The following is a 22,247-nucleotide window of genomic DNA, read 5'->3' on the forward strand; positions in this document are numbered from 1 at the left end:
ACCATGGGTCTGTTGGACAACATGAAGGCCAAGCTCGGCCCGGCCAAGGACAAGGTGTCGGACCTCGCGCGGCAGCACGGGGACAAGGTCCAGCACGGCATCGACAAGGCCGCGAAGGTCGTGGACGAGCGGACCAAGGGCAAGTACAGCGAAAAGATCCAGGCGGGCACCGGCAAGGCCAAGGAGGCGATGGACCGCCTTGCGCACAAGGAAGGTCCCGGCCCGGATACGGCCACTGGCGACCCGACGACCCCCACCCGGCCGGAGGGCCCGCCACCGGCTTCCTGAGTCTCCTCAACGGCATGCGGATCTCCAGGGCATGCGAATCGGCGGACGGTCGCGGGGACGGTCGTGCAACACACCGGCTCCCGGCCGTCCGCCGTATGCGTGTGTGCCGGAGTGCGTGTGCGCGTGCGCCGGAGTGCGTGCCCGCCGTTTCGGGCGTGCCGACAGCGCCTGCCAGCCGTTTCGAGCATTCCGAGAGCACATGCAAGCCGTTTCGGGCATGGTGACAGCGTCTGCCAGCCGTTCCGGGCGTGGCGAGAGCGCCTGCTCGGCGTCTCGCGCGACGCCGCAGCGCCGGCCCTCACCGCTTGACACGTACGCCAGAGCGTCGGCTCCCGCCGTTTCGCCGGTACGCCAGAGCACCCGGCCCCTCCGCATCGCCACCGTACGCAGACCGGCTCCGCCCCCGCTTCACGCGCGCGCCGGCGCATCGGCGATCGCGCTGAGACCAGGCGGCGGCCGAACCCCCTCCGGGTGCCACCGGCGACCGCGCACCCTCCCGGTACCACCGGCGACCGGGCACCCCGCTACGACCAGGTGGCCACCACATACCCGACGCCGTACGGTGCGGCCTCGTACAGCAGTGAGCCGCTGAGGGACGCGTTCTCGGCGGCGCCGGCCAGGACCTGCCAGGGGGCGCGGCCGGAGGCCTTCAGCTCGTAAGCCAGCTCGGCGTCCAGCGCAAGGACGGCCGCCAGGTCCGCCGTGCCCAGCGCCCGCGCGACCTCCGCGTCGAAGGGTGCCGCCCGCTCGTCCAGATAGCCCGGCGCCTTGAGCGTGCGGCACGCGCTGGCGTCTCCCATCACCAGCAGCGCCACCCGCCCGGCCCGGGCCCCGATGTCCCGTCCGGCTTCGACGCACCGCTGTGGTGCGAGCGGTTCCCCGACGCCGAGTCCCTCGATCGGGGCATCCGCCCAGCCGGTCCGCTCCAGCAGCCACGCGCCGACGGCGAGCGACGGCGGCAGCTCGCGCTCGCCGGGGGTGTCCGTCGCGGGCCCGAGGCATACGTCGAGGTCGACCCCGAACCCGCGGAAGGATCCCCGGGCACCCTGCGGAAACGCTCCGCGCCTGCTCTGCTCGGCGGGCCCGACCACCACCAGGAGGTCCGGACGGGCGGCGGCGAGCTCCCCGAGCGCGTCGGAGCATGCCGCGCGCGCGGCGTCCATTTCGGGTGCGGCGCCCGCGGCGACCTCGGGCACGAGCAGCGGAGGGCAGGGGCAGACAGCGGCGGCGACAAGCATGATCGGCAGGGTAACGCCGGGACGACGCCCGGCTCGGCTCTCGACGGCGTCGGGGACGTCGTGCCGTCAGTCGCAACCGCAGCCGCTCGCCGCGGGCAGCGGCTCCGGGACGCCGATCTTCGGCAGGCCCAGCAGCACACCCGCCGGCTTGGCGGACTCGGCGGCAGTGCGCTTCTCCCAGGCGTCCCCCGCGCGGGTGCGGCGCACGGCGAGGACGGGGCCCTCGGCGAGGAGGTGGTGCGGGGCGGCGTAGGTCACCTCGACGGTGACCACGTCACCGGGGCGGACCTCCTGCTCCGGCTTGGTGAAGTGGACGAGCCGGTTGTCGGGGGCGCGGCCGGAGAGCCGGTGCGTGGCGCCGTCCTTGCGGCCCTCGCCCTCGGCGACCATCAGCTCCAGCGTGCGGCCGACCTGCTTCTTGTTCTCCTCCCAGGAGATCTCCTCCTGGAGGGCGACGAGCCGCTCGTAGCGCGCCTGGACGACCTCCTTGGGGATCTGGTTCTCCATGGTCGCGGCCGGGGTGCCGGGGCGCTTGGAGTACTGGAAGGTGAAGGCCTGCGCGAAGCGCGCCTCACGGACGGCGTGCAGGGTCTGCTCGAAGTCCTCCTCGGTCTCGCCGGGGAAGCCCACGATGATGTCGGTCGTGATCGCGGCGTGCGGGATGGCGGCCCGGACCTTCTCGATGATCCCGAGGTAACGCTCCTGCCGGTAGGAGCGGCGCATCGCCTTCAGCACGGTGTCCGAGCCGGACTGCATCGGCATGTGCAGCTGCGGCATCACGTTCGGGGTCTCGGCCATGGCGGCGATGACGTCGTCGGTGAAGTCACGGGGGTGCGGGGAGGTGAAGCGGACACGCTCCAACCCGTCGATCTTCCCGCAGGCGCGCAGCAGCTTGCTGAAGGCCTCGCGGTCGCCGATGTCGGAGCCGTAGGCGTTGACGTTCTGGCCGAGCAGCGTGATCTCGGAGACGCCCTCGGCGACCAGCGCCTCGACCTCGGCGAGGATGTCGCCGGGCCGGCGGTCCTTCTCCTTGCCGCGCAGGGCCGGGACAATACAGAAGGTGCAGGTGTTGTTGCAGCCGACGGAGATCGAGACCCAGGCCGCGTAGGCGCTCTCGCGCCGGGTCGGCAGGGTGGACGGGAACGCCTCCAGCGACTCGGCGATCTCGACCTGCGCCTCTTCCTGCACGCGGGCGCGCTCCAGCAGGACCGGCAGCTTGCCGATGTTGTGCGTACCGAAGACGACGTCCACCCAGGGCGCCTTCTTCACGATGGTGTCGCGGTCCTTCTGGGCGAGGCAGCCGCCGACCGCGATCTGCATACCGGGCCGCGAGGCCTTCCTCGGCGCGAGCCGGCCGAGGTTGCCGTACAGCCGGTTGTCGGCGTTCTCCCGTACGGCGCAGGTGTTGAACACGACCACATCGGCGTCCCCGTCCGCCCCCTCGGGGGCCCGCACGTACCCGGCCTCTTCGAGCAGCCCCGCCAGGCGCTCGGAATCGTGGACGTTCATCTGGCACCCGTAGGTGCGGATCTCATACGTCATAGATGAACGAGGGTCCACTGCCTTGCTCCGGTCGCTGCTGATGGTCATGCATCAAGGGTAGGCGGTTCCCGGGACCTCATTTCCCGCGCTTCTCAGGAGGGCGCCCCAGGGCGCCCGAGGATCTTGTACGGGGCCCCACGGCCGCCGCCCGTGTCAGGGACGAGCGGCTGCGCGATTCCCATCGTCAGGTCCAGTCCAAGAAGAACGCCATGGCTCGCGCGAGCGGGTCACCGCCACGGCCACGACGTCGCGAGGTCCCCGGTCGATGCCTCCCGGCTTCCTGCGCCCCGGCCTGATGCCCGTGCCGGAACGGCGCCCCGACGGGCCCCGCAGCCGGACCGTGTCCGCGATCCGCTGCCGTGTGATCATCCGCCAGCGGATCGCGGACCTGCCCATGACCCTGTTGACCCTGTTGGACCTGTCCGAGTTGCACGGGCAGCTCTCGTTCGAGGCGGCGGCCAGCATGGCGGCGCGGACCCGGGACGGGCGCCCTGCCTCGGCGTCGCCGGCAGCGGGGAACGCGGGCGAAGCGGGGGGAGCGGGGAACGCGGGCGACGCCGGGAGCGCTCGGGTCAGGGGCGGCCGGCGAAGAGGGCCTCGGCCGCCTCGGCCACCAGCTCGGGGCGCTCCTCGTGCAGGTAGTGGCCGCAGCCGGGAATCACCTCGACGCGGAGGTCGTCGGCGTGGTGGCCGGCGTCCGTGATGACGCTCGGCGGCAGCATGAAGTCCCGCTCGCCGGCGAGGATCACGGTGGGCGTGGTCAGCCGGAGCTTCTTGTACGGCCGCAGGAGTCCTGAGTAAGGGTGTCGCGCGCATCCGGCGGGACAGTTCCCCGGCCTTCCTGCGACGGCTCCGGCCGGAGCATCCGCCGAGCCTGCAGTGCCGAGGACCAGGGGCACGTCGAGACCGCGGCAGGCACCGAGTCGGCCGCCGAACACCAGCGGCCCGCGTGCTTCTCCCGGTCGGCGAACATCTCCTCGGCCGCCCGCACCAGCTCCATAGGATCCGATTCTCGCCACTCCTGTGCGGTGGCGGCCCGGCCCAGCCGCGCGGCCACGGCGGCCGCCACCTGGGAGCAGGCCGGACCCCGTCCCACAGCTCGGGCGGCTCGGGCGCGGCGAAGCGCAGGGCCCCGAACGGCGGCTTCGCGAACGGGATCACGAGGAAAGCGGGAAGGCGCCCACCGGTCCGCGCTCCGTCGCCCCCACATGAATTCAGGCCAGAGCGAAAAGTACGGGAGTACCGGACCGTTCCTGCCCCTCCTTCCCACCGGAGCTCCCCCACCGACGCCGCCTTGGTGCCGCTGGAGAGCTGACGACCAGGGGAGGGGAACGACAGATGAAAACCGCGCGAGCGGGCACCCCGCAACAGGGCTCGCAGGGCCCGCAGTCCCCGCAAGCCGCGCCGGAGGACCCGTGGGCCGAGGCGGCCCCGCTCGTCCGGGCCTCGCAGTCCGGTGACGCCATGGCGCTCAACGACCTGCTGAGCCTGCTCACCCCGTATGTGAGCCGACTGTGCCGGCCGATCGCCCTGAACAACAGCGCCGATGCCGTCCAGGAGGCGCTGATCGCCGTCTTCCAGGGCCTGCCCCGGCTGAAGGACCCGCGTGCCCTGTACGCGTGGGTGCGCACGATCACCGTACGCGAGGCGGTACGGGTGGCCCGCCGGACCGAACGCGAGACACCGGTGTGCGCGTTCGACGACATCGCCGGGCCGCGCAGTCCCGAACTCGCCGTGGACGTGCGGGACGTCCTACGGCGCATGTCCACCGAGCACCGTGCGGTCCTGGTCCTTCGCGAACTGGAGGGCCTGGACGAACGGACCGCGAGCGACATCCTCAACATCTCCTGCGGCACGGTGAAGTCCCGGCTGCACCGTGCCCGTCACAGCTTCCGAAAGGCGTGGCCGCGATGAACCTGAACTGGCCTACGGCCGAACTCGACCCGGTGCGCCGCCTGCGCGTCACGGCCGCCGGGCTGCATGCCGTCATGTACGCAGAAACCCATGCAGACCTGCCGATGGCGGACATGTGGGCCGTGGCGAGCGACCTGGAGGGCGAACTGCCCCACCTGGTACCCACCTTGCGTGCCTTCCACTGCCATCCGCTGTCCGGTGACCGGCAGTTGGCGTGGGCGTACGGCCCGCTCGGCCACCGGGCCCGCTTCGACGTGCGGCTGCGGACCGGGTGGTGTCTGATGCAGAGCCGCCATGTGGTCGGTGGCATGGCGGCCGTCGCGGAGGGTTCCGGAACCCGGTTCGCGGTGCTCGGCGGTCTGCGCCGGCCCTGGTCGGTCCCCGTCCAGCGGGCGCTACGCCCCCTCGGGCACTCCCGGGGCCTGCTGATGGTGGAGCGGGCGGCCCGGCGTCCGGCGTGCGGCGCTCCGCCGCAGCCTGAAGCCGGCCTGAGCCCACGCAACCCCCGGAGCACGACGGCTCTCTCAGCCCGACAACCCTCTCAACACGGCGACCCTCCGAGCCCGACGGCCCTCTCAGCCCGACGCCCCTCCGACCCCGACGACCCTCTCAACACAGCGCCCCTCCGACCCCGACGACCCCCCGGAGCACGAGACCCCTGCTCACTGGCCGGAAGTGGGCGCTCACGCGGGGTACCTGGCCTGGCGGTCTAGGCAAGGAGCAGGCAGGACCCGACAGTGATTTGTCATGACCCGAATCGAACGATCCGGAGCAGGGTGGTTCGGAAGGCAGTCGGAGTGCCCGGAGGAGCCGGCGGACCCCACTCCCACGACGGCATTGCGGCTGCTCAGCGCGGGACTGACGGTCCGTCGGGTGCCGCGGGCCGCCATGTCCGACATCGGCGCACTGCGCCGTACCGTCGCCCGCCGCTCCGGACCGCTGCTCTGCTCCGGCCTCCTCGACTCATGGCCCGCCCGCACCGAATGGAACCCCCTCACCCTGGCAGAACGGCACGGCGACCAGCGGGTGACGGCCTTGCTGGACCTCCCGGACACGGGCGTCCTCTTCCCGCAGGACCAGCGACGGTACGAGCGGGAGCTGAGCTTCGCCGAGTTCGTCGAGCGGATCCGCTCCGCGAGACCGTCCGCACCCTGTTATCTGGCCTACCAACGGGCTCACGAGATCTTCGATCCCGCCGACTGCGACTTCGCCTCTCTGCTCCCCTCCGACGGGCACCCCACCGACACCCGGGTGTGGATCGGCTCCGCCGGGACACGCTCGATGCTGCATTCGGATCTCAAGGACAACCTCTTCTGCCAGCTGTGGGGGGAGAAGAGCGTGACCCTGCTGGCCTGGCAGGACAGCAGAGCCGCTTACCCCTTTCCGGACAACCTGGTGAACAGCCAGGTGGACCTCGCGGCTCCGGACATGCGCCGCCATCCCAGGCTGAGGAACGCGGTGCTGCACCATGTGCACATGGGTCCCGGCGACCTGCTCTACATCCCGCGCGGCTGGTGGCACGACATCCGGGCCCGCACTCCGTCCGTCTCGGTCAACCACTGGTTCGGCCGGCCGCTGGGGCTCGCCCAGTACCTGGCCCTGCTCGGGGTCCTCGGACCGACGTACTGGAAGGCCACCGCCCGCGACTTCGTCGTACACGGGCTGCTGCGCCGCGCGGAGCCGACCCGCTTCTTCTTCAGCCCTCCGTCCACCGGCAAGCGGCTCTACGACGCACTGCGCTCCGGCGGCTTCTCCCACGGGAACGACCCCAGCGCGTCCTAGGCCCTGTCGTCAGGGAACACCGCAGCAGGCGGGACCTCACCACTCAGGAGACAAGGCTTGGTAGTGCAGGCTGGGCGAGAGCCGCGACGGGTGCTGGTCACCGGCGGTGCCTCGGGAATCGGCGCCGCCATCGCGCAGCGCTTCGTGCGGAACGGCGCGCGGGTGGCCGTACTGGATCGCGACCGGGACGCCCTCGCGCGATTCGCGAACGACGTCCCGGAAGCGGGGCTGCTGCTCCACGCGGACGTGGCGCAGGAAGAGTCGGTGCAGGACGCGTTCGCCGCGGCGGACACGGCCTGGGGCGGACTGGACGTGGTGTGCAACAACGCCGGGATCAGCATCCGGCGGCCGTTCCTGGAGACCTCACTCGCGGAGTGGGAGCTGACGCTGCGGGTGAACCTCACCGGGGTCTTCCTGGTCGCCCGCGAGGCGGGGCGCCGGATGGCGTCGGACGGCGGAGTGGTCGTCAACACCGCCTCGGTCAGCGGCATGGTGGGCATGCCCGACTACGCCGCGTACAACGTGAGCAAGGCCGGGGTGATCGAACTCACCAGGACACTGGCCCTGGAGCTGGCGCCTCGGGTCCGGGTCAACGCGATCTGTCCGGGCTATGTGCTCACCCCCATGCAACGGGCCGAGTACACCGAACAGCAACTTGCCGAGCAGGCCGGGGCGTTGCCGCTGAAGCGGCTCGGCTCCCCGGCGGAGATCGCCGCCCTGGTGGACTACCTGGCGTCCCCGGACGCCGCGTTCGTCACGGGGCAGACGTTCGTGATCGACGGGGGCGAGACGGCCGGCGGACTGGCCAGTGCCACCCGGCAGCAGGACACATCTGATGGGCATGTGGAGACGGCAGCAGGGCCGCACCGAAGTGGGGGAGCATGACGAACGATGCGAGGCACCCGGACGAGCAGGGCCAGGCACTGCCGCCGGCGGTCAACTCGTACACCGAATGGGACCCGTTGCGGGAGGTGGTGGTGGGGAGTCTGCTCGGCGGGGTCTTCCCCGACTGGCAGGAGTCGATGGCGCACGTCCTGCCCGAGGCCGCCCAGCCGGTCTTCCAGGAGCTGGGCGGATCCCCGTTTCCCGCCGGCCTGCTGAAAGCGGCCGAGGAGGAGCTGGAGGGCCTGGTCGCGGTGCTGGAGGACCACGGGATCGCGGTGGTCCGGCCGGATGCCGTCGAGCACCATGTGCCGTTCGGGACACCGCAGTGGAGCTCCGCGGGCGGGCTGTACGCCGGGATGCCCAGGGATCTGCTGATGGTCGTCGGCGACGCCATCATCGAGGCCCCCATGTCCTGGCGCTGCCGCCAGCACGAGGTGGACGCCTTCCGCTCACTGATCAAGTCGTACTTCCGGCGTGGTGCCCGCTGGCTCCCGGCTCCGCGCCCGCAGCTGACCGACGAGCTGTACCGCGCCGGGGGCGACGCGGGCGACTGGGCGGTCACCGAGTTCGAGCCGGTCTTCGACGCCGCCGACTTCCTGCGCTTCGGCCGCGATCTGGTGGTCCAGCGCAGCCACGTCACCAACGAGTTCGGCATCGACTGGGTGCGGCGGGCCGTGGGGCCGGACTTCGGCGTGACGGTCATCGACACCGACGATCCGCACGCGATGCACATCGACGCCACCCTGGCGCCGCTGGCACCGGGCAAGCTCCTGGTCAACCCCGATCGCTACGTCCACCACGAACTCTTCGACGACTGGGAGATCCTGCCCGCCCCGGCGCCGACGCTGCCGGCGGACTGGCCGATGTACTTCTGCAGTCCGTGGCTGAGCATGAACGTGCTCTCCCTGGACGCGGAGACCGTGGTGGTCGAGCGGCAGGAACAGCCGCTCATCGACGCGTTGAGGGCCTGGGGATTCCACTGTGTGCCGGTGGATTTCCGGCACGTCTACACCTTCGGCGGTTCCTTCCACTGCGTCACGCTGGACACCGTGCGGGAGGGCGGGCCCGCACGGTATCTGTCCCGGCCCGGCGGCCGGTGATCCGGGGCCGTCAGGCGCGGAACAGGATCCGCGTGTAGTCCGGGCGCAGCAGCACGTTGTTGTCGTAGAGGCAGTACTCCACGGCCAGCAGGGGCAGGGCCGGGTCGCCGGGGGCCGCCGCCGCGCGCGCCGCGTCGAGCAGGTCCTCGACGGCGGCGAAGCGGGCGGCGAGCCCGGCGCAGACGTCATAGGCGGTCCGGGCGGTGCGGTCGTCCCAGTAGCCCGGCAGGCCGATCGCAGCGAAGACCGCGCGGGTGCGGTCCAGCTCGGTGCCGACAAGCAGCTCGACGAGGGCCTGTGCGACCGGGCCCGCGCTTTCCTCGGCCGAGGCGCCGGCCGGGGGGCTGTCCCGCAGTCGCTTCAGCAGCGTCGTAGCGCCGTCCGCCGCGAGGGCGGCGCGGACGGTGCGGGCCGCCGGGTCCGCGCCGGACGGTCCCGGCGTGTGCCGGAGGCGCTCGCACCACTCGGCCAGGCGTTGCTCGTCGGTGTGGCGGGCGAGGAACGCCGGCCAGTCGAGGCGGGCCCGATAGGCGCGGGACAGGAAGGTCTTCTCCACGTGGGCGAAGAACTCGTCCACGGCCCGGGCGCTGCCGAGGGCCTCGACCAGCGCTGCCGGGTAGCTGAAGGTGGGATGGACCAGGTCGACCTCGTCCAGGAGCCCTTCCGGGCCGACGGAGTACGCGGCGGCCGCCGTGTCCCCGATCAGACCGTCGCCCAGGTCGAAGACCCGGGTGGCGCGGGTGATGAGCGAGTCGTCGAAGCGCTCGCCCAGGCGCAGCTCGCTGACGGTGCGCAAGGTGGCCGAGACGGTCTCCGGGGTGGCGTAGGTGTTGCCCAGGAACATGTCCAGCCGCCGCGGCGGCGTGGGCAGGCCGTGCGTACGGCGGAACGCCTGGTCCTCTTCCAGCCAGGCGACCTGGGCCTGCACCGCGTGCCGGGCCCGGTAGGGAACCCGTGTCCGCTTCAGGTTCTCGTCGTCGTAGGAGGCGAACTGGTTCCAGCTGGGCTCGAAGCGGGACTCCAGCAGCGTCCGGATCTCGTCCCGCTCCAGGACGGGGTTGGGCAGCAGGTAGCAGGTCCAGCTCACCGGCTTCGGGCGGCCGTGGTTCAGCTTCCTCATCCGCTGGGCCATCTCGAACAGCAGCCCGTTGCTGCCGATGTTGATCTCCGAGCAGACCAGCCACACACGGGAGACGCCCCGGTCGGCGAGGAAGGCGATGTCGGCCATCACCACGTCGAGGTCACGGACGCGATGGCGCCGCCCCTTGACCATCGGCTCGGTGCAGAAGTAGCAGCGGTACGGACAGCCGCGCTGCACCTCGACCGGGACGTGGACGTCCGCGTCCGGTCCGGTGACGCGCTGCGGCCCGTAGAAGTCCAGAAGGTCGCGCAGCACGGCGTCGGTGTACTCGGTGTGGTCGGCGGGCGGCAGGAAGACCCGGGGGTTGAGGGTGTAGCCGTCGCCGGAGCGGTGGGCGAGGTTGGCGATCCGCTCCATGTCGCGATGAGCCAGTACGTCGTCCAGGTGCTCCAGCACCTCGTCCGGCTCGCCGGTCACCCCGAAGTCCGGCTGGAGCCGGTCCAGCAGGTCCGGCGTGCGGGTGGTGAAGCCGAAACCACCCAGCATTATCGGACACTGCGTCAACTCCCGCAGAATGCCTATGAGTTGCCTGGTGTCGTGAAACGGCCAGTAGCTGTTCCTGCGCACCGGCGGGGCGCCCGGGAGGTCGTGGTCGGCATAGTTCCAGATGAAGATGGAATCCAGCTGGCGCAGGTGGATGCCGATGACCCGGGGGTCGGTGCGCTCCAGGGCCCGGCGCAGCGTCGGGCGCCACGATGCTTTGGGCGTGTGCAGCAGGTCGAGGCGGGCTGCCGAGAGGCCGTGGCGGGCGGCCACCGCCGAGACCTGCACGAAGGCGTAGGGGTAGATGGGCAGCGCCGGGTAGTTGGAGGCGCTGAGGAGGAGGATGTCCGCGCCCTGTCGTGCTCGGGCGATCGTGTCGTCGGCCGGCATGCGGGGAATGGTGACACACCGTCGGTTCGCCGTACCAGCGGTCCGTCACGCCCGGTGTCCGAATCGACGCGTTCGGTGGTGCGCGCCCTTGACCGGTCATCCGCCAGCCGAAGAATGGAGTCCGCCGGCCGAAGAACGGAGAAGGCGTCGAAAGGAGAAAGCGTCGCCGCCGTCTGTCCCGCATTCTCCGGACGGCTCTCCACTTACCGCTTTCCGTCATCGCCGCAGGTCACGCTTGCCGACATGTGTCGCGATGGTCCTTACCCCATGGGGAGGAGTGGGTCTGTGATCGACCCCGTGCTGTCGGCGGACTCCCACGTGATCGAACCCGTGCGACTGTGGACCGAGGGGCTGGAACGCCGATACCGCGACCGTGCGCCCCGGATCTCCTGGGACGCCGAGCGACGTGGCTGGTACTTCACCTGCGACGATCTGCGGCCCGCCCTGGTCAACACCCTCTACGCCACCGACACCACGCCCGAGGACTTCGTGGACGGGGCGGACGTCGTCGTCGAGGCGGCCCGCGCCGGGGGCAGCGATCCTGCCGCACGGCTGAAGGACATGGCGCTGGACGGGGTCGCCGGGGAGGTGCTGTACCCCAGCCTGGCCCTGCACCTGTTCTGGCTGGCGGACGGCGACTTCCAGCGCGCCTGCTTCCGGGCCTACAACGACTGGCTCGCCGACTACGCCCGGTATGCGCCGGAGCGGCTGGCCGGCCTCGGACTGATCTCGCTCTGGGACACCGAGGAGGCCGTCAGGGAGCTGCGCCGCTGCCACGGCCTCGGCCTCAGGGGCGCCGCCGTCTGGGCCTCCGCCCCCGCCGAGCGGGACTTCGCCGGAGTTGCCATCGACGCCTTCTGGCGGGCGGCGCAGGAGCTGGGCATGCCCGTCTCCCTGCACTGCCTCAGCGGCTACCGGGACAGCCCCCGGCTCTTCGACTACGCGTCCCCGATGGGCCGCATCCAGCGCAACATGGCCTACCCGGAGGAGCTCCAGCACACGCTGACCGACCTGATCTTCTCCGGCGTCCTCCAGCGCTTCCCCGGCCTGGACATCGTCCTGGCCGAGAACGACATCGGCTGGATCGCCTACCACCTGCTGCACGCCGACCGGATCTACGACAAGCTCGGCCCGGCGTTGCGCACCGACCTCACCATGCCGCCGAGCGACTACTTCCGCCGCCAGGTGCACGCCACGTTCACCGAGGACGAGGTGGGCGTCCTGACGATGCGCCGGCTGGGTGCCGGGAACTTCCTCTGGGGCAGCGACTACCCGCACTACGAGGGCAGTTGGCCGAACTCCCGGGAAGTGCTGGACCGCTGCCTGGCAGACGCCGGCGAGGCGGCCCGCAAGCAGGTGACCTCGGGCAACTGCGCACGCCTGTACCGATTCGATCTCGCGACACTGACCGCCGAGTGAAGGAGATCCGCATGGCGGAGCCGACCACGCACCCCTGGTACCGCTTCATCGACGACGACATCGAGCACAGGACCCGGGCGGGCGTCGGCTTCACGAACCTCATCTCCCCTCGCCCCTACGCACTGGACGGCAGGACCCTGCAGGGCTTCATCGACCGCAACGCCCTGATCCGCGAGTTCCAGCGGATCACCCGCGACGTCTTCCTGGCCAGTCTGCGCGGTGACGCCGATCCCGCCATCGCGGAGACCGTGCTGGCCGGGCAGCCGCCGGAGCGAGGCCGGGAGTTCCATCTGAGGCTGACGGAGCGCCACCTCGCCCTCCCGCTCTACTTCCGTACCGACGAACCCGCCCCGGGGGCCATCGCGGAGGTGCAGTGCCCGGCCTCCGGCTGGGAGATCGCGGACCAGGTGCACGCCCTCTACCGGGCCTTCCCGGAGGACTTCGACGACGCGGAACGGAACTTCGCCCCGCTCGTCGACACCCTCGCGGCCTCCGTGCGCGCCCGGTTCGGCGACGGCCTCGTCATCCACCACCTGACCGGCAACGCCTCCCGGCCGCACGGCGTCCACTACACCGTGCAGCGGCTGCGCGAGGCCGGCATCCGGCACTTCGCCTGGGACGCCGTCCACTGGAAGGACTGCGGGTTCGTCCGCGCCCACGAGTTCTACGACCTCCGGTACAACGGGTTCTTCGACCAGTGGATGGAGGCGTGCGACCGGGGCGAGCTCTTCTTCGACCACCCGCCCACGCCGCTCTACGACGCCAAGGTGACCATGGCCTGGCCGTTCTGGGCGAAGGCCCGGGAGTACTACCCGGACGAGATCCGCGGGATCTTCCCGCACACCGAGATCATCACGCCCGAGGGCTTCCACCTGCCCGACGGCACCTGGGTCACCCTGGACGAGTACTGCCGGCTGGGCCAGGGCAGGCGCCGCTACTACGTGAAGTTCGGCAGCCATCACCCGACGCTGAACTGGGGCAGCCGCGCCGTCTACCACACCGGCAGCTTCTCCGGTCCGGCACTGCGCGCGCTCTTCGACCGCGTCTGTGCCGACACCGCGGCCGGCCACCCCTGGGTCGCCCAGGACGCGCGCCTGCTGGCGGAGCCCGCCGCCGCCGTCTCCAGGAGCGGGGAGGACGTGAAGTTCGACGGCTACACCAAACTGAGCGCCTTCTACACCCCGGAGGGTCTGGCCGGCGTGATGGTCATGCAGGAGCGCGCGCACAAGGTGCACGGTTCACTGAACACCGTGGTGAGCGCCGTCTACTGAGGAACTGAGGAACACCCCCGTGACCGACAGTCCTGGACGAGAAGGGCGAGACGCCATGCCCGGCAAACGCGGCGTGTATTTCGTGGCCAATGACCGTGTGGTGGAACTGGCCACCGTTTTCCTCAACAGCTTCCGTCGCACCAACCCCGACATCCCGCTCCGGCTGATCCCCTTCGACGACGCGTACGGACGGATCGCCGCACTCGGCGACCGGTACGGTTTCAGCGTATGGGAGGACGAACAGCTCCTGGCACGGTGCGACGAGATAAGTCTCTCCTTCCATGAGCACCGGAAAGGGCACTTCAGAAAACTCGCGGCGTGGGAGGGAGAGTTCGACGAGTTTCTCTACATCGACAGCGACACCGCCGTCCTGCGGAACATCGACTTCGTCTTCGACCAGCTCGCGGACTACGGCTTCGTCACCGCCACGTCCCATCTCCCGGGCCGCGCCTGGAAGGAAACGGTCAGAGAGTCCGGGAAACTGACGGCGGAACAGTACGAATACGCCGCCAACACCGGATTCGTGACCTCGCGCAAGGGTGCCCTCACCCTGGCTGGAATCACCGCCGCGCTGCCTGCGGCGCGTGAGCTCACGCCGCATATGAAACTCGGCTACGAACAGCCCTTCCTGAACTATCTCATCGTCACTTCGGGCCTGCCGTACACCAGCCTGCACCGCCTGCGCACCACGACCGGCGACCAGAGCATCCCGGCCGAGGTCTTCGCCTGGACGCCGGGCGTCCGGGCGAAGGACGGCGGGATCGTGCACCCCGCCGTGCCTCCCACCCTGATGGTCCACTGGACCGAGCCGGTCAAACCGACCCAGGCGGACCCGGCGGAGATCCCGCTCTATGACCTGTGGTGTCACTACCGGGACTTGCGCACCCGCACGTAGAGCGACTGCTCATCGTCGTGACGGGGCGGGAACTCCGGGTGCGCGGCTAGCAGTTCGGCCTCCTTGACCGGTTCCACGGCGGGAAAGCCGGCCTGGCCGAGGGCCCAGGTCAGCAGTTCGAGGTCGAAGAGGTTGCGATGCCTGCCGCGGGCCTGGAAGAGGTCGTTGATGAGCTGCTGGACGGGGGCGCCGCCGAGGGAGTAGTCCGGCCAGCGGCGGCAGCGGTCCTCCTTCAGCGCCTGTCCCCGGTCCACTGTGTAGGCGGCGCAGACCTTGGCCAGATCCGGGCAGGAGAGCCAGAGCACGGCGTCGTCCGTACAGACCCGGTGCAGCTCCCGGAACAGGGGGATCAACTGCCCGCGCAGTTCGAGGTGCTCGACGACGTGTTGCATCACCACGACGGTGACCGAAGCGTCCGGGAACGGCAGCCGTCCGTTCGCCAGATCGATGTCGAAATCCGAGCCGGAAACATCGCAGTTGAGCCAGCCCGGAACGCGGCGGTCACCACAGCCCAAATGGATTCTGCGAAATCCGGAGGAGTTCTCCGGCCGTGGCACCCGGCGGCGTTTTCTGAGCCGGGCGAGGAGGCGAGCACAGTCATGCTCGACGAATGTGATGGTACGGGGATCGAAATCCAGCTTGCGCAATGTCCAAGCTATCACGCGCTTTACCATGCCTGAAGAATTATGCCCGGTCAACCACGCCTTCAGGGCACGGTATTCGGGCATGTCTTGCGCAATCGAGATGCTTCCCCGATCGTACTCTGGCCGACACTGCTAAATCCCGTGATGATAGGTGTCTCCGCATACCCCATGGAGGCGTGCATGCGACAGGTGGTCCTACCCGGTCCCGGCCGGTGCGAGATCATCGAACAGGACGAGCCGCCGGGCGGGCCGGGGCACGTCGTGGTCGATGTCGGCGTGAGCGTGCTGTCACCCGGTACCGAACGCGCGATCCTGCTGGACCGTCCGACCGCCGGCTCCCGGTTCCCGGAATTCCCCGGCTACATGGCCGCCGGTACGGTGCGCAGCGGCCCGGGCCTTCCCGCGGGCACCCGGGTGGCGGTGCGCCATGCGCGCCACGCCGACGTGGCTGTCGTACCGACGCGCTATGTGCGCGCCGTGCCCGATCACGTCCGGCCGGCCGATGCCGCGGTGTGGCAGCTCGCCCTCACCGCCCTGCACGGCCTGGAAACCGGAGGGCAGTGCGCGGGCGAGCCGGTGACGGTGGTCGGCCAAGGCCTGCTCGGCGTCATCACTCGCCGCCTGGCGGCGGCCTGCGGCGCGCCGCAGGTGAGGGCGGTCTCCGCATCCACCGCCAAGACGTGGACCTCCAGAACGGAACCCTTCACCGTGTTCGCAGAACCCGGACGGTTCGACGGCGGCACCCCACTCGTCCTGGACGTCACTGACAGCGGCCCTGGCCTGGCCGTCGCCATCGCCGCGGCCGCGGACGGCGGCCGGGTGGTGCTGCTCGGCTCGCCGCGGGCGGAGCAGGCGGACGTGCCGCTGCAACAACTCCACGACCGCCTGCTGCACCTGCGCGGCACCCACGTCTCCCAGCTGACCGAGGCGGATGAGGAACGGCTCGGCGACCTCTTCTTCACCCTGCTGGAACAGCGCCGCTTCACCGTCAGGGACGTCCTGTCCGACTACCCGGCGCACAAAGCCCCGGAGGTCTACCGACGCCTCGCCGCCGATCGCGCCTTCATCAGCGCCGCGCTGCACTGGGACGCCCCGCGCCCCGCCCCGAGTCGGCACGCCCTCTCCGTGCGCCCGATGCGCTTCGGCCTGCTCGGCTGCGGCGACATCGGCATCGAGAACGCCCGGGCGCTCGCCGCAGCGGACGAGGCCGAACTGACCGCCTGCCATGACCCCGTCGCGGAGTTGGCCGAGGAGACCGCCGCCCGGTTCGGCGGCCGGCCGGAGACGTCCGTGTCGGCCCTGCTGGCGCGGCCCGATGTCGACGTGGTCGTCGTCGCCACCCCGCACGACACCCACGAGCCGCTGCTCACGCAGGCACTGGCCGCGGGCAAGCACGTCCTGCTGGAGAAGCCCGTCGCCGAGGACCTGGTTCCGGCGCGGCGGATGGCCGCGCTCGCGGAGGGCAGCCGGCTGCGCACCGGCGTCCTCTTCCCGACCCGCACCGACCCGAGGTTCTGCCGGGCCCGCGCGGCCATCGCGGCCGGGGAGATCGGCGACCCGCTCGGCGTCTGCGGCACATACTTCACGGACAAGCCCGCGGACTACTTCCGCAGCGGCATCAGCGGCCGCGTCTCCACCACCTGGCGCCTGTCGAAGGACCGCGCGGGCGGCGGCTTCCTCATCATGAACCTCATCCACCAGATCGACGCGGTCCGGGCACTCATCGGCCGGGAACCCGACCGCGTCTACGCGGAGACCGCCCCCTCGACGACGGCAGCGGCCCCCGGAATCGAGGACGTGGTCAGCCTCGTCCTGCGCTTCGGCACCGTGGTCGCCACCCTCATCGGCAGCGCCAGCGTGACCGGCGGCCGGGGCATGCGCACCCGGATCTGGGGAGAGAAGGGTGAGGTGGGGCTGACGCCGGACTACTGGCTCACCCACCGTGGGACGCCCAGCCCGACACACAGCCCTGCCGAGGCGGCGCCGACCTCGATCGACCTGCGCACCTGGGCGTTCACCCGCTTCGCGCGGGCGGTTCACGAGGGCTCGCCGGTGGATGTGAGCCTGGCCGACGGACTGCGCACCCAGGCGGTCGTGGCGGCCGCCTACGCCTCCGCGCGCCTCGGCCGCGCCGTCTCCCCGGCCCGTCTCCTCGAAGGCGGTGCGCCATGAGCGACTGGCGGCACGTCATGCGCACTCCCGACGGCCCCCCGACGACCGCGGGCCCGGCCCCGACGACCGCGGGCTCGGCCCCGACGGACGGGGGCTCGGCCCCGACGGACCGGGCACGGTGCGCCGCCGACCCGGCAGCGGACTCGGCGTGGTTCGCCGACAGCCCGGCAGCGGACCTGGCATCGTTCGCCGACGACCCGGCAGCGGACCTGGCGTGGTTCGCCGACGACCCGGCAGCCGCCGAGACCTGGGCATACGGGTACCCGGCGCCGGGCGCCGACGAGCGCGCCGCACGCGCCTGGGCGGCCACCGCCCACGCTGCCGCGAAGTCCGTCGGCGAGGCTGCCGTGCAGGTGGTGGGGCAAGGGGCACTCGCCCGCCTCATCCGGCTGGCCCTGCCCGGCCCGGCACCGGGCTCCGACCCGCAGCCGGAGGTCGTCGTCGAGACGACCGGCAGCGCCGCCGGCATCCGTGGCGCCCTGGACGCGGTCGCCCCCGGTGGACGCGTCCTCCTCGCCGCACGCCCACTGAGCAGCACGACGCCGCTTCCGACCTACCATGCCGTTCACCGACCGGGCATCCGCGTGCTGCCCATTCCCTGGTGCGACGGCGTCGGCGACGTACCCGAACACCTGATGGCGTGTTCCCTGCGCTGTATCCCTTGGATGAGTCACGGTCACGGCGGCACGTAGAACGTACCCCGGCGGCTTGTCGGCAGAGGGTTTCCTTCTCGAAGCGCACGAGCTGACACACAAGGAGACGTGGTCATGCGGATATTCTTCCTGCACGGTGACCCTATTCCCTCACCTTACGCCAACGGCGTCTCGGTGATGCGGTTGTGTGAATCCTTCTGTACCGCAGGGCACGATGTCACGCTCTATGCGTATCCCGGGTGCATCGAGGTCGACGACGTCTACGAGTACTACGGGGTGCGGCACCGCTTTCCCATCCGGTTCATAACACCCCCGATGTTCCAGCGGTATCCACAACTCGAAAAGTGGGCCTGGGCCTTCCGGGTCCGCAGGGACATCCGGCGTCATGGGGTTCCTGACCTGATGTACGGAAGAAACTCCCGAGCCCTCCTCGCCTGCTCCACGCTGGGCCCCTTCGTCTTCGAGGCACACACGGTCAGTGGCAGCCGGGCCGAACTGCTCACACAGCGGCGCCTGTTCGCCAGCCGAAACTCCGCTTACGTCGTCACGATCACCGAGGCCCTCAAACAGGACCTTCTCAAGGCCTTCCCCAGACTTTCAAACGATCACGTAGTCGTGGCACCCAGCGGACACGATCCGGCGGACGGCTCCGGGCCTGCCACCGAACTGCCCGGCCGTGACCACGCGTTGAAGATCGGCTACGTGGGACACCTCTACCGGGGACGCGGCATTGACATCATCTCGGACGTCGCGCGTCTGCTGCCAGAACACGACTTCCACGTGGTCGGCGGAACCATCAGGGACCTCGCCTACTGGACGGCCCAGGATCACCCAGGGAACCTGTATTTCCACGGCCACCAACCGCCCGCCGCCCTACCGTCCTACTACGCGCGTTTCGACCTCATGCTCGCCCCTTACCAGCGGCGAATAGGCGTCTTTGCGGGAAACGCGAACACAGCCCCCTGGCTTTCGCCCAACAAGGTCTTCGAGTACATGGCACACGGAAAGCCGATGATCGTTTCCGATATTCCCGTCCTGCGGGAGGTTCTCGTGGACAGGCAGAACTGCCTCCTGTGCCCTCCTGAAGACCGCCAAGCCTGGAAGGCGGCGATCACCGAGTTGGTCGGCGACGACAGCCTTCGCAAGGCACTGGCCGACGAGGCCAAGCGTCAGCTCATGACCCGATACACCTGGCGGCACAGGGTGGATCGAGTACTGCTTCCCACGCGCTTACCCCATGACCCGAGTGACCCGAGCCGGCGCCGGGAAGACGCCGGCTGACGGCCTTCTCATCCGCCAGGGTTTCCACTCTCTTCGGGTCCGCTGAAGGACGTGAGCGGTTCGCCTCGTACGGACTCGGACGTGAAACCGTCGGGCCCGACGGGGCGGTCCCCCAGGACCAGTACCCGGTACATCCTGCGCCGGTAGTCGGTGTAGTGGAGATCGGCGGGCTGGAGGTGGGCCACCGCGCGGTTGTCCCACACGGCGACATCGCCGGGCGCCCAGTGGTGGCGCACGGTGTATTCCGGACGGCTGAGGTGGGCGAAGAGGATGTCGAGAACGCCGTCGCTCTCCCAGGGGAGCAGTTCGGTAAGGTGGGAGACGGACGCCGGTGGCAGGAAGAGTGCCCTCTCCCCGGTCTCCGGGTGTACCCGCACCACGGGGTGGAGGGACATCAGCGTCTCCCGGGCCCGTTTGCGGATGATCTCCAGGTCCTCTTCGTCGGAGAAGAGCAGCCGTACCCCGGCGTGCAGAGCGTGCTCGGCCCGCAGGCCGTCGGCCAACTGCCGCAGCGGACGGGACAGACCCTCATAGGCGGCGACGAGGTTGGTCCACTGGGTGTCGCCGCCGCACTCCGTGGCCACTTCGCATCGGAGCACCGAAATGGCCGGCGGATTCACGACGGCGGCAATGTCCACGTGCCAACCGGAGTCATGACGTGCCGACTTACGATGCAGCCGCTCCTCGAATCTCAGGCCGTGCCGGGCGTCGTTGACATCCGGGTCGACGACAAGGATCTCCGGGAACCCTTCCGGGTGCGTGCCGTGCTTCGAGCCCGGAAGGCGGGTCACCTCGCCGAAACGACGTGCAAACGTCACATGCTCGGCGTGGTCCAGGTGCTGGCCAGGAAAGAAGATCACTTTGTGACGGAGCAGGGCGGCACGGATCTCTCCCATGGTGTCGGCCCCGTACTCGTCCAGCGCCCGCAGATCGACGCCTCGAATTTCCGCCCCGATTTTCCCCGCGATGCGGCGTACGTCAGTCTTGGACACTACCTCGGCCACGGTGCGCCTCCTCAGTCATGCCCAGCGCAGAATGGTCGTGTCATCGAGCACTCCCATGTTCCACTGGACGGAACAACGCACGGCCTTCTCGGCGTGCCGCTGTCCGACGGCGTGGATGTTCCCCACGTCGAACAGGTAGAAATCTCCGGTACGGACGGGAACAGTGAGCCTCGCGAAGCCGGCGAGAGCCTCTTCCGGGTACCTGGGATCGAGCCCAGAGCGCAGTGCGCGGATGCTTTCCTGATCGGGTGTGATGTTCCAGATCACCAACTCACCACCCGCGTCGTTCTCCAGACAGGCAATCACCGAGTAATAGCGCACAGCCCGCTGGATTTCGAATCCGCTCAGGTGCGGCATGGTCCGGAAGGCCGAAGCGTCTGTATGCGGCGCCAGGGCATAAGCTCCCTCGCTCTCCCGGCTCCGTAGCTTGAACGTCCCCGCCTGACGGCCCTGGTGTTCCGCCACCCGCAGTTGGACGCCCTGCTGTGCCAGGTGACGGGCGTAGTCGTCGACCAGGGCCGGTACGGCGCGGCCGGGCCCCGCGAAGAGCGCGTCGATATAGGGGCGATTACGCTCCACCTCGTCCAGGTAGGCGGACATGCTGGAGTGTGCCACCAGGAGAGCACCGCACACATTGCCGTTGAGGGACACCCCCTCGGCCGAGCCCTTCAGGAGGGGGCTGTTCCAGAAATTTCTCCGGACGCTGTCACACACCTCTGACGTCAGCACGCCCCGGAAGACGGCGCCGGCGATCCGCCCACGGAGGACATCGGACCACACGTCCCAGTCGAGCTCGTCGCGTTCCTCGAAACGGAAGTAGTCAGCCGGGCCGACAACGCCCGTCAGCGCGACAGGGGCGGTACCATCCGCCATTGCTGAAATCCTCTCTGATGTCCTTGCCAGCACGGTTTTTCATGACTTCAACAGTCCAACTGCGCGGAACAAGAGGAAATCAGCAGCCGACCGGTTCGATTGTCGACAACCCTGAGGGACCGTCAAGGGACCGCGATTTCCCCTCCCGCGGATTCGGCCAAGTCCGGGCACGAAGAATTCCACCCCCCTTGCCTCAGGCATCACTTCCGCCCCTTCCATCCCCTTCAGCAGACATATTGGGCCCGTTTCGGACCTGATCTCGATGGCATCACTGAGTCCTGATTCGAGGTGCGCTCTTGCGTTCCGTCCGCGCACCCTCACACACTGGGAAACCATGCGCTATCTCTCCATGGGCACTTCGGGGTTACAGGTCTCCGCGGTCGGCTTGGGATGCAATGAACTGGGGCGTTCTGTCGGGCTCGACCCGGCCCGTGCGGTGGTGAGTGCCGCGCTGGATGCCGGGATCACCCTTTTCGACACGGCCGACGTCTACGGAGACTCCGAGTCCGTGCTCGGCGAATGCCTTCAGGGGCAGCGGGAGCGCATCGTCCTGGCGACGAAGTTCGGGCATCGGAAAATGGAGATGGGGTACGGGCCCGCAGCCGGCGCCAAAGGGGGACGTGCTTACATTCGCCGCGCCGTCGAGTCGTCCCTCCGACGCCTCCGCACGGATTACATCGACCTCTACCAGATCCATACACCCGACCCGCACACTCCCATCGAGGAGACGCTCGCCGCTCTGACCGAGCTGGTCCGGGAAGGCAAGGTCCGCTATATCGGGAATTCCAACTTCGCCGGCTGGCAGATCGCCGAAGCCGCGTGTGCCGCCCGTTCCGGAGGGTTCGAGCCGTTCGTGTCCGCGCAGAACCACTGGTCGCTGCTCAACCGGGGCAGCGAGAACGAAGTCGTCCCGGCCGCACGCCATTTCGGGCTCGGCGTGCTGCCGTACTTCCCGCTGGCGAACGGCTTGCTGACCGGGAAGGTGCGGCGTGGCGAGGCCATCCCGGAAGGGACCCGCATCGCGGAGAGCGCGTATCAGGTGACGGAGACGCGGCTCGACACCGTAGAGGCGTTGATCGCCTGGGGTGGGAAGAACGGTCGCAGCCTTCTGGAGATCGCGGTCGGCGGCCTTGCCGCGCTCCCCGGCTGCAGTTCGGTGATCGCGGGGGCCACGAGGCCGGAACAGGTGAAGGCGAACGCGGCGGCCGGGGAGTGGATTCCCACCGACGAAGAGCTGAGGGAGATTCTGAAGCTGCTGTAGAGAAGCCCGGT

Annotated in this window: 20 protein-coding genes and 1 pseudogene; 13 read left to right on the top strand and 8 right to left on the bottom strand. The window is 69.8% G+C overall.

All coding sequences use genetic code 11. The features are described from left to right. Positions 1 to 3 precede the first annotated feature (3 nt). Positions 4 to 288: an antitoxin gene (locus tag AB5L52_RS12160; protein WP_351016191.1), complete on the top strand. Its 285-nt coding sequence runs from the start codon at positions 4 to 6 to the stop codon at positions 286 to 288. Positions 289 to 812: 524 nt separating this feature from the next. Here AB5L52_RS12160 and AB5L52_RS12165 read toward each other — a convergent pair. From AB5L52_RS12165 to AB5L52_RS12180, 4 genes and pseudogenes are all read right to left on the bottom strand, one after another. Next, entirely contained in the window at positions 813 to 1,526 is a 714-nt protein-coding gene (locus AB5L52_RS12165; protein WP_369363930.1) for a class III extradiol dioxygenase subunit B-like domain-containing protein, read from the bottom strand. 66 nt (positions 1,527 to 1,592) lie between these two features. After that, positions 1,593 to 3,116 carry a tRNA (N6-isopentenyl adenosine(37)-C2)-methylthiotransferase MiaB gene (miaB, locus tag AB5L52_RS12170; protein WP_351016197.1) on the bottom strand — a complete coding sequence of 508 codons (1,524 nt, stop codon included), beginning with the start codon at positions 3,114 to 3,116 and terminating at the stop codon, positions 1,593 to 1,595. 524 nt (positions 3,117 to 3,640) lie between these two features. Next, on the bottom strand, positions 3,641 to 4,087 hold the full coding sequence (locus AB5L52_RS12175) for an alpha/beta fold hydrolase (protein WP_369363933.1): 447 nt from the start codon (positions 4,085 to 4,087) through the stop codon (positions 3,641 to 3,643). A gap of 58 nt (positions 4,088 to 4,145) precedes the next feature. Continuing rightward, positions 4,146 to 4,352, bottom strand: a pseudogene (locus AB5L52_RS12180) (carboxylesterase family protein); the annotation flags it as partial. Between the two features lie 54 nt (positions 4,353 to 4,406). On the opposite strand from AB5L52_RS12180, the gene AB5L52_RS12185 reads away from it, so the two are divergent. The 5 genes from AB5L52_RS12185 to AB5L52_RS12205 all read left to right on the top strand — a co-directional run bounded on the left by AB5L52_RS12185 (position 4,407) and on the right by AB5L52_RS12205 (position 8,749). Further along, positions 4,407 to 4,982, top strand: coding sequence for an RNA polymerase sigma factor (locus tag AB5L52_RS12185; RefSeq protein ID WP_369363936.1), 576 nt, complete (start codon positions 4,407 to 4,409; stop codon positions 4,980 to 4,982). After that, on the top strand, positions 4,979 to 5,695 hold the full coding sequence (locus AB5L52_RS12190; protein ID WP_369363938.1) for a hypothetical protein: 717 nt from the start codon (positions 4,979 to 4,981) through the stop codon (positions 5,693 to 5,695). The genes AB5L52_RS12185 and AB5L52_RS12190 overlap by 4 nt, the downstream gene beginning before the upstream one ends. Positions 5,696 to 5,729: 34 nt before the next feature. Further along, positions 5,730 to 6,764 (top strand): cupin-like domain-containing protein, encoded by a 1,035-nt coding sequence (locus AB5L52_RS12195; protein ID WP_369363941.1) that lies wholly within the window; start codon positions 5,730 to 5,732, stop codon positions 6,762 to 6,764. 63 nt (positions 6,765 to 6,827) lie between these two features. Next, positions 6,828 to 7,649, top strand: coding sequence for an SDR family NAD(P)-dependent oxidoreductase (locus AB5L52_RS12200; protein WP_369368857.1), 822 nt, complete (start codon positions 6,828 to 6,830; stop codon positions 7,647 to 7,649). Further along, positions 7,646 to 8,749 (top strand): amidinotransferase, encoded by a 1,104-nt coding sequence (locus tag AB5L52_RS12205; protein ID WP_369363943.1) that lies wholly within the window; start codon positions 7,646 to 7,648, stop codon positions 8,747 to 8,749. The genes AB5L52_RS12200 and AB5L52_RS12205 overlap by 4 nt, the downstream gene beginning before the upstream one ends. Positions 8,750 to 8,759: 10 nt before the next feature. Here the strand turns inward: AB5L52_RS12205 and AB5L52_RS12210 are convergent, their stop codons facing one another. Next, the gene (locus AB5L52_RS12210; RefSeq protein ID WP_369363944.1) at positions 8,760 to 10,763 is read right to left on the bottom strand and encodes a radical SAM protein; all 2,004 of its coding nucleotides are present in this window, start codon (positions 10,761 to 10,763) and stop codon (positions 8,760 to 8,762) included. A 285-nt stretch (positions 10,764 to 11,048) separates the two neighbouring features. Between AB5L52_RS12210 and AB5L52_RS12215 the strand changes: the two genes are divergently transcribed. The 3 genes from AB5L52_RS12215 to AB5L52_RS12225 are packed head-to-tail and all read left to right on the top strand — an operon-like array spanning position 11,049 to position 14,348. Then, the gene (locus AB5L52_RS12215; protein ID WP_369363946.1) at positions 11,049 to 12,182 is read left to right on the top strand and encodes an amidohydrolase family protein; all 1,134 of its coding nucleotides are present in this window, start codon (positions 11,049 to 11,051) and stop codon (positions 12,180 to 12,182) included. Positions 12,183 to 12,193: 11 nt separating this feature from the next. Continuing rightward, positions 12,194 to 13,453, top strand: a complete 1,260-nt coding sequence (locus AB5L52_RS12220; RefSeq protein ID WP_369363948.1) for a hypothetical protein — start codon at positions 12,194 to 12,196, stop codon at positions 13,451 to 13,453. Between the two features lie 55 nt (positions 13,454 to 13,508). Next, a complete protein-coding gene (locus AB5L52_RS12225) occupies positions 13,509 to 14,348 on the top strand; it encodes a hypothetical protein (RefSeq protein WP_351016224.1) in 840 nt (279 codons plus the stop codon). On the opposite strand, the gene AB5L52_RS12230 is transcribed toward AB5L52_RS12225, so the two are convergent. Further along, positions 14,321 to 15,076, bottom strand: a complete 756-nt coding sequence (locus tag AB5L52_RS12230) for a methyltransferase domain-containing protein (protein WP_369363950.1) — start codon at positions 15,074 to 15,076, stop codon at positions 14,321 to 14,323. The two genes, AB5L52_RS12225 and AB5L52_RS12230, sit on opposite strands and share 28 nt — an antisense overlap. A 96-nt stretch (positions 15,077 to 15,172) precedes the next feature. Between AB5L52_RS12230 and AB5L52_RS12235 the strand changes: the two genes are divergently transcribed. From AB5L52_RS12235 to AB5L52_RS12245, 3 genes are all read left to right on the top strand, one after another. After that, the gene (locus AB5L52_RS12235) at positions 15,173 to 17,164 is read left to right on the top strand and encodes a Gfo/Idh/MocA family oxidoreductase (RefSeq protein ID WP_369363952.1); all 1,992 of its coding nucleotides are present in this window, start codon (positions 15,173 to 15,175) and stop codon (positions 17,162 to 17,164) included. Then, positions 17,161 to 17,856 (top strand): hypothetical protein, encoded by a 696-nt coding sequence (locus AB5L52_RS12240; RefSeq protein WP_369363954.1) that lies wholly within the window; start codon positions 17,161 to 17,163, stop codon positions 17,854 to 17,856. Before AB5L52_RS12235 ends, AB5L52_RS12240 begins: the two co-directional genes overlap by 4 nt. A 75-nt stretch (positions 17,857 to 17,931) precedes the next feature. Further along, positions 17,932 to 19,098, top strand: a complete 1,167-nt coding sequence (locus AB5L52_RS12245; RefSeq protein WP_369363956.1) for a glycosyltransferase family 4 protein — start codon at positions 17,932 to 17,934, stop codon at positions 19,096 to 19,098. A gap of 8 nt (positions 19,099 to 19,106) precedes the next feature. On the opposite strand, the gene AB5L52_RS12250 is transcribed toward AB5L52_RS12245, so the two are convergent. Continuing rightward, the gene (locus tag AB5L52_RS12250) at positions 19,107 to 20,102 is read right to left on the bottom strand and encodes a TauD/TfdA dioxygenase family protein (protein ID WP_369363958.1); all 996 of its coding nucleotides are present in this window, start codon (positions 20,100 to 20,102) and stop codon (positions 19,107 to 19,109) included. Positions 20,103 to 20,117: 15 nt separating this feature from the next. Then, a complete protein-coding gene (locus tag AB5L52_RS12255; protein WP_369363960.1) occupies positions 20,118 to 20,975 on the bottom strand; it encodes a hypothetical protein in 858 nt (285 codons plus the stop codon). 334 nt (positions 20,976 to 21,309) lie between these two features. Here AB5L52_RS12255 and AB5L52_RS12260 point away from each other — a divergent pair, with 334 nt between their 5' ends. Beyond that, complete coding sequence (locus tag AB5L52_RS12260; RefSeq protein WP_369363962.1) at positions 21,310 to 22,236, top strand: aldo/keto reductase; 927 nt, start codon at positions 21,310 to 21,312, stop codon at positions 22,234 to 22,236. Positions 22,237 to 22,247 lie beyond the last annotated feature (11 nt).

It is taken from the genome of Streptomyces sp. CG4 (assembly GCF_041080655.1).
Lineage (GTDB): Bacteria > Actinomycetota > Actinomycetes > Streptomycetales > Streptomycetaceae > Streptomyces.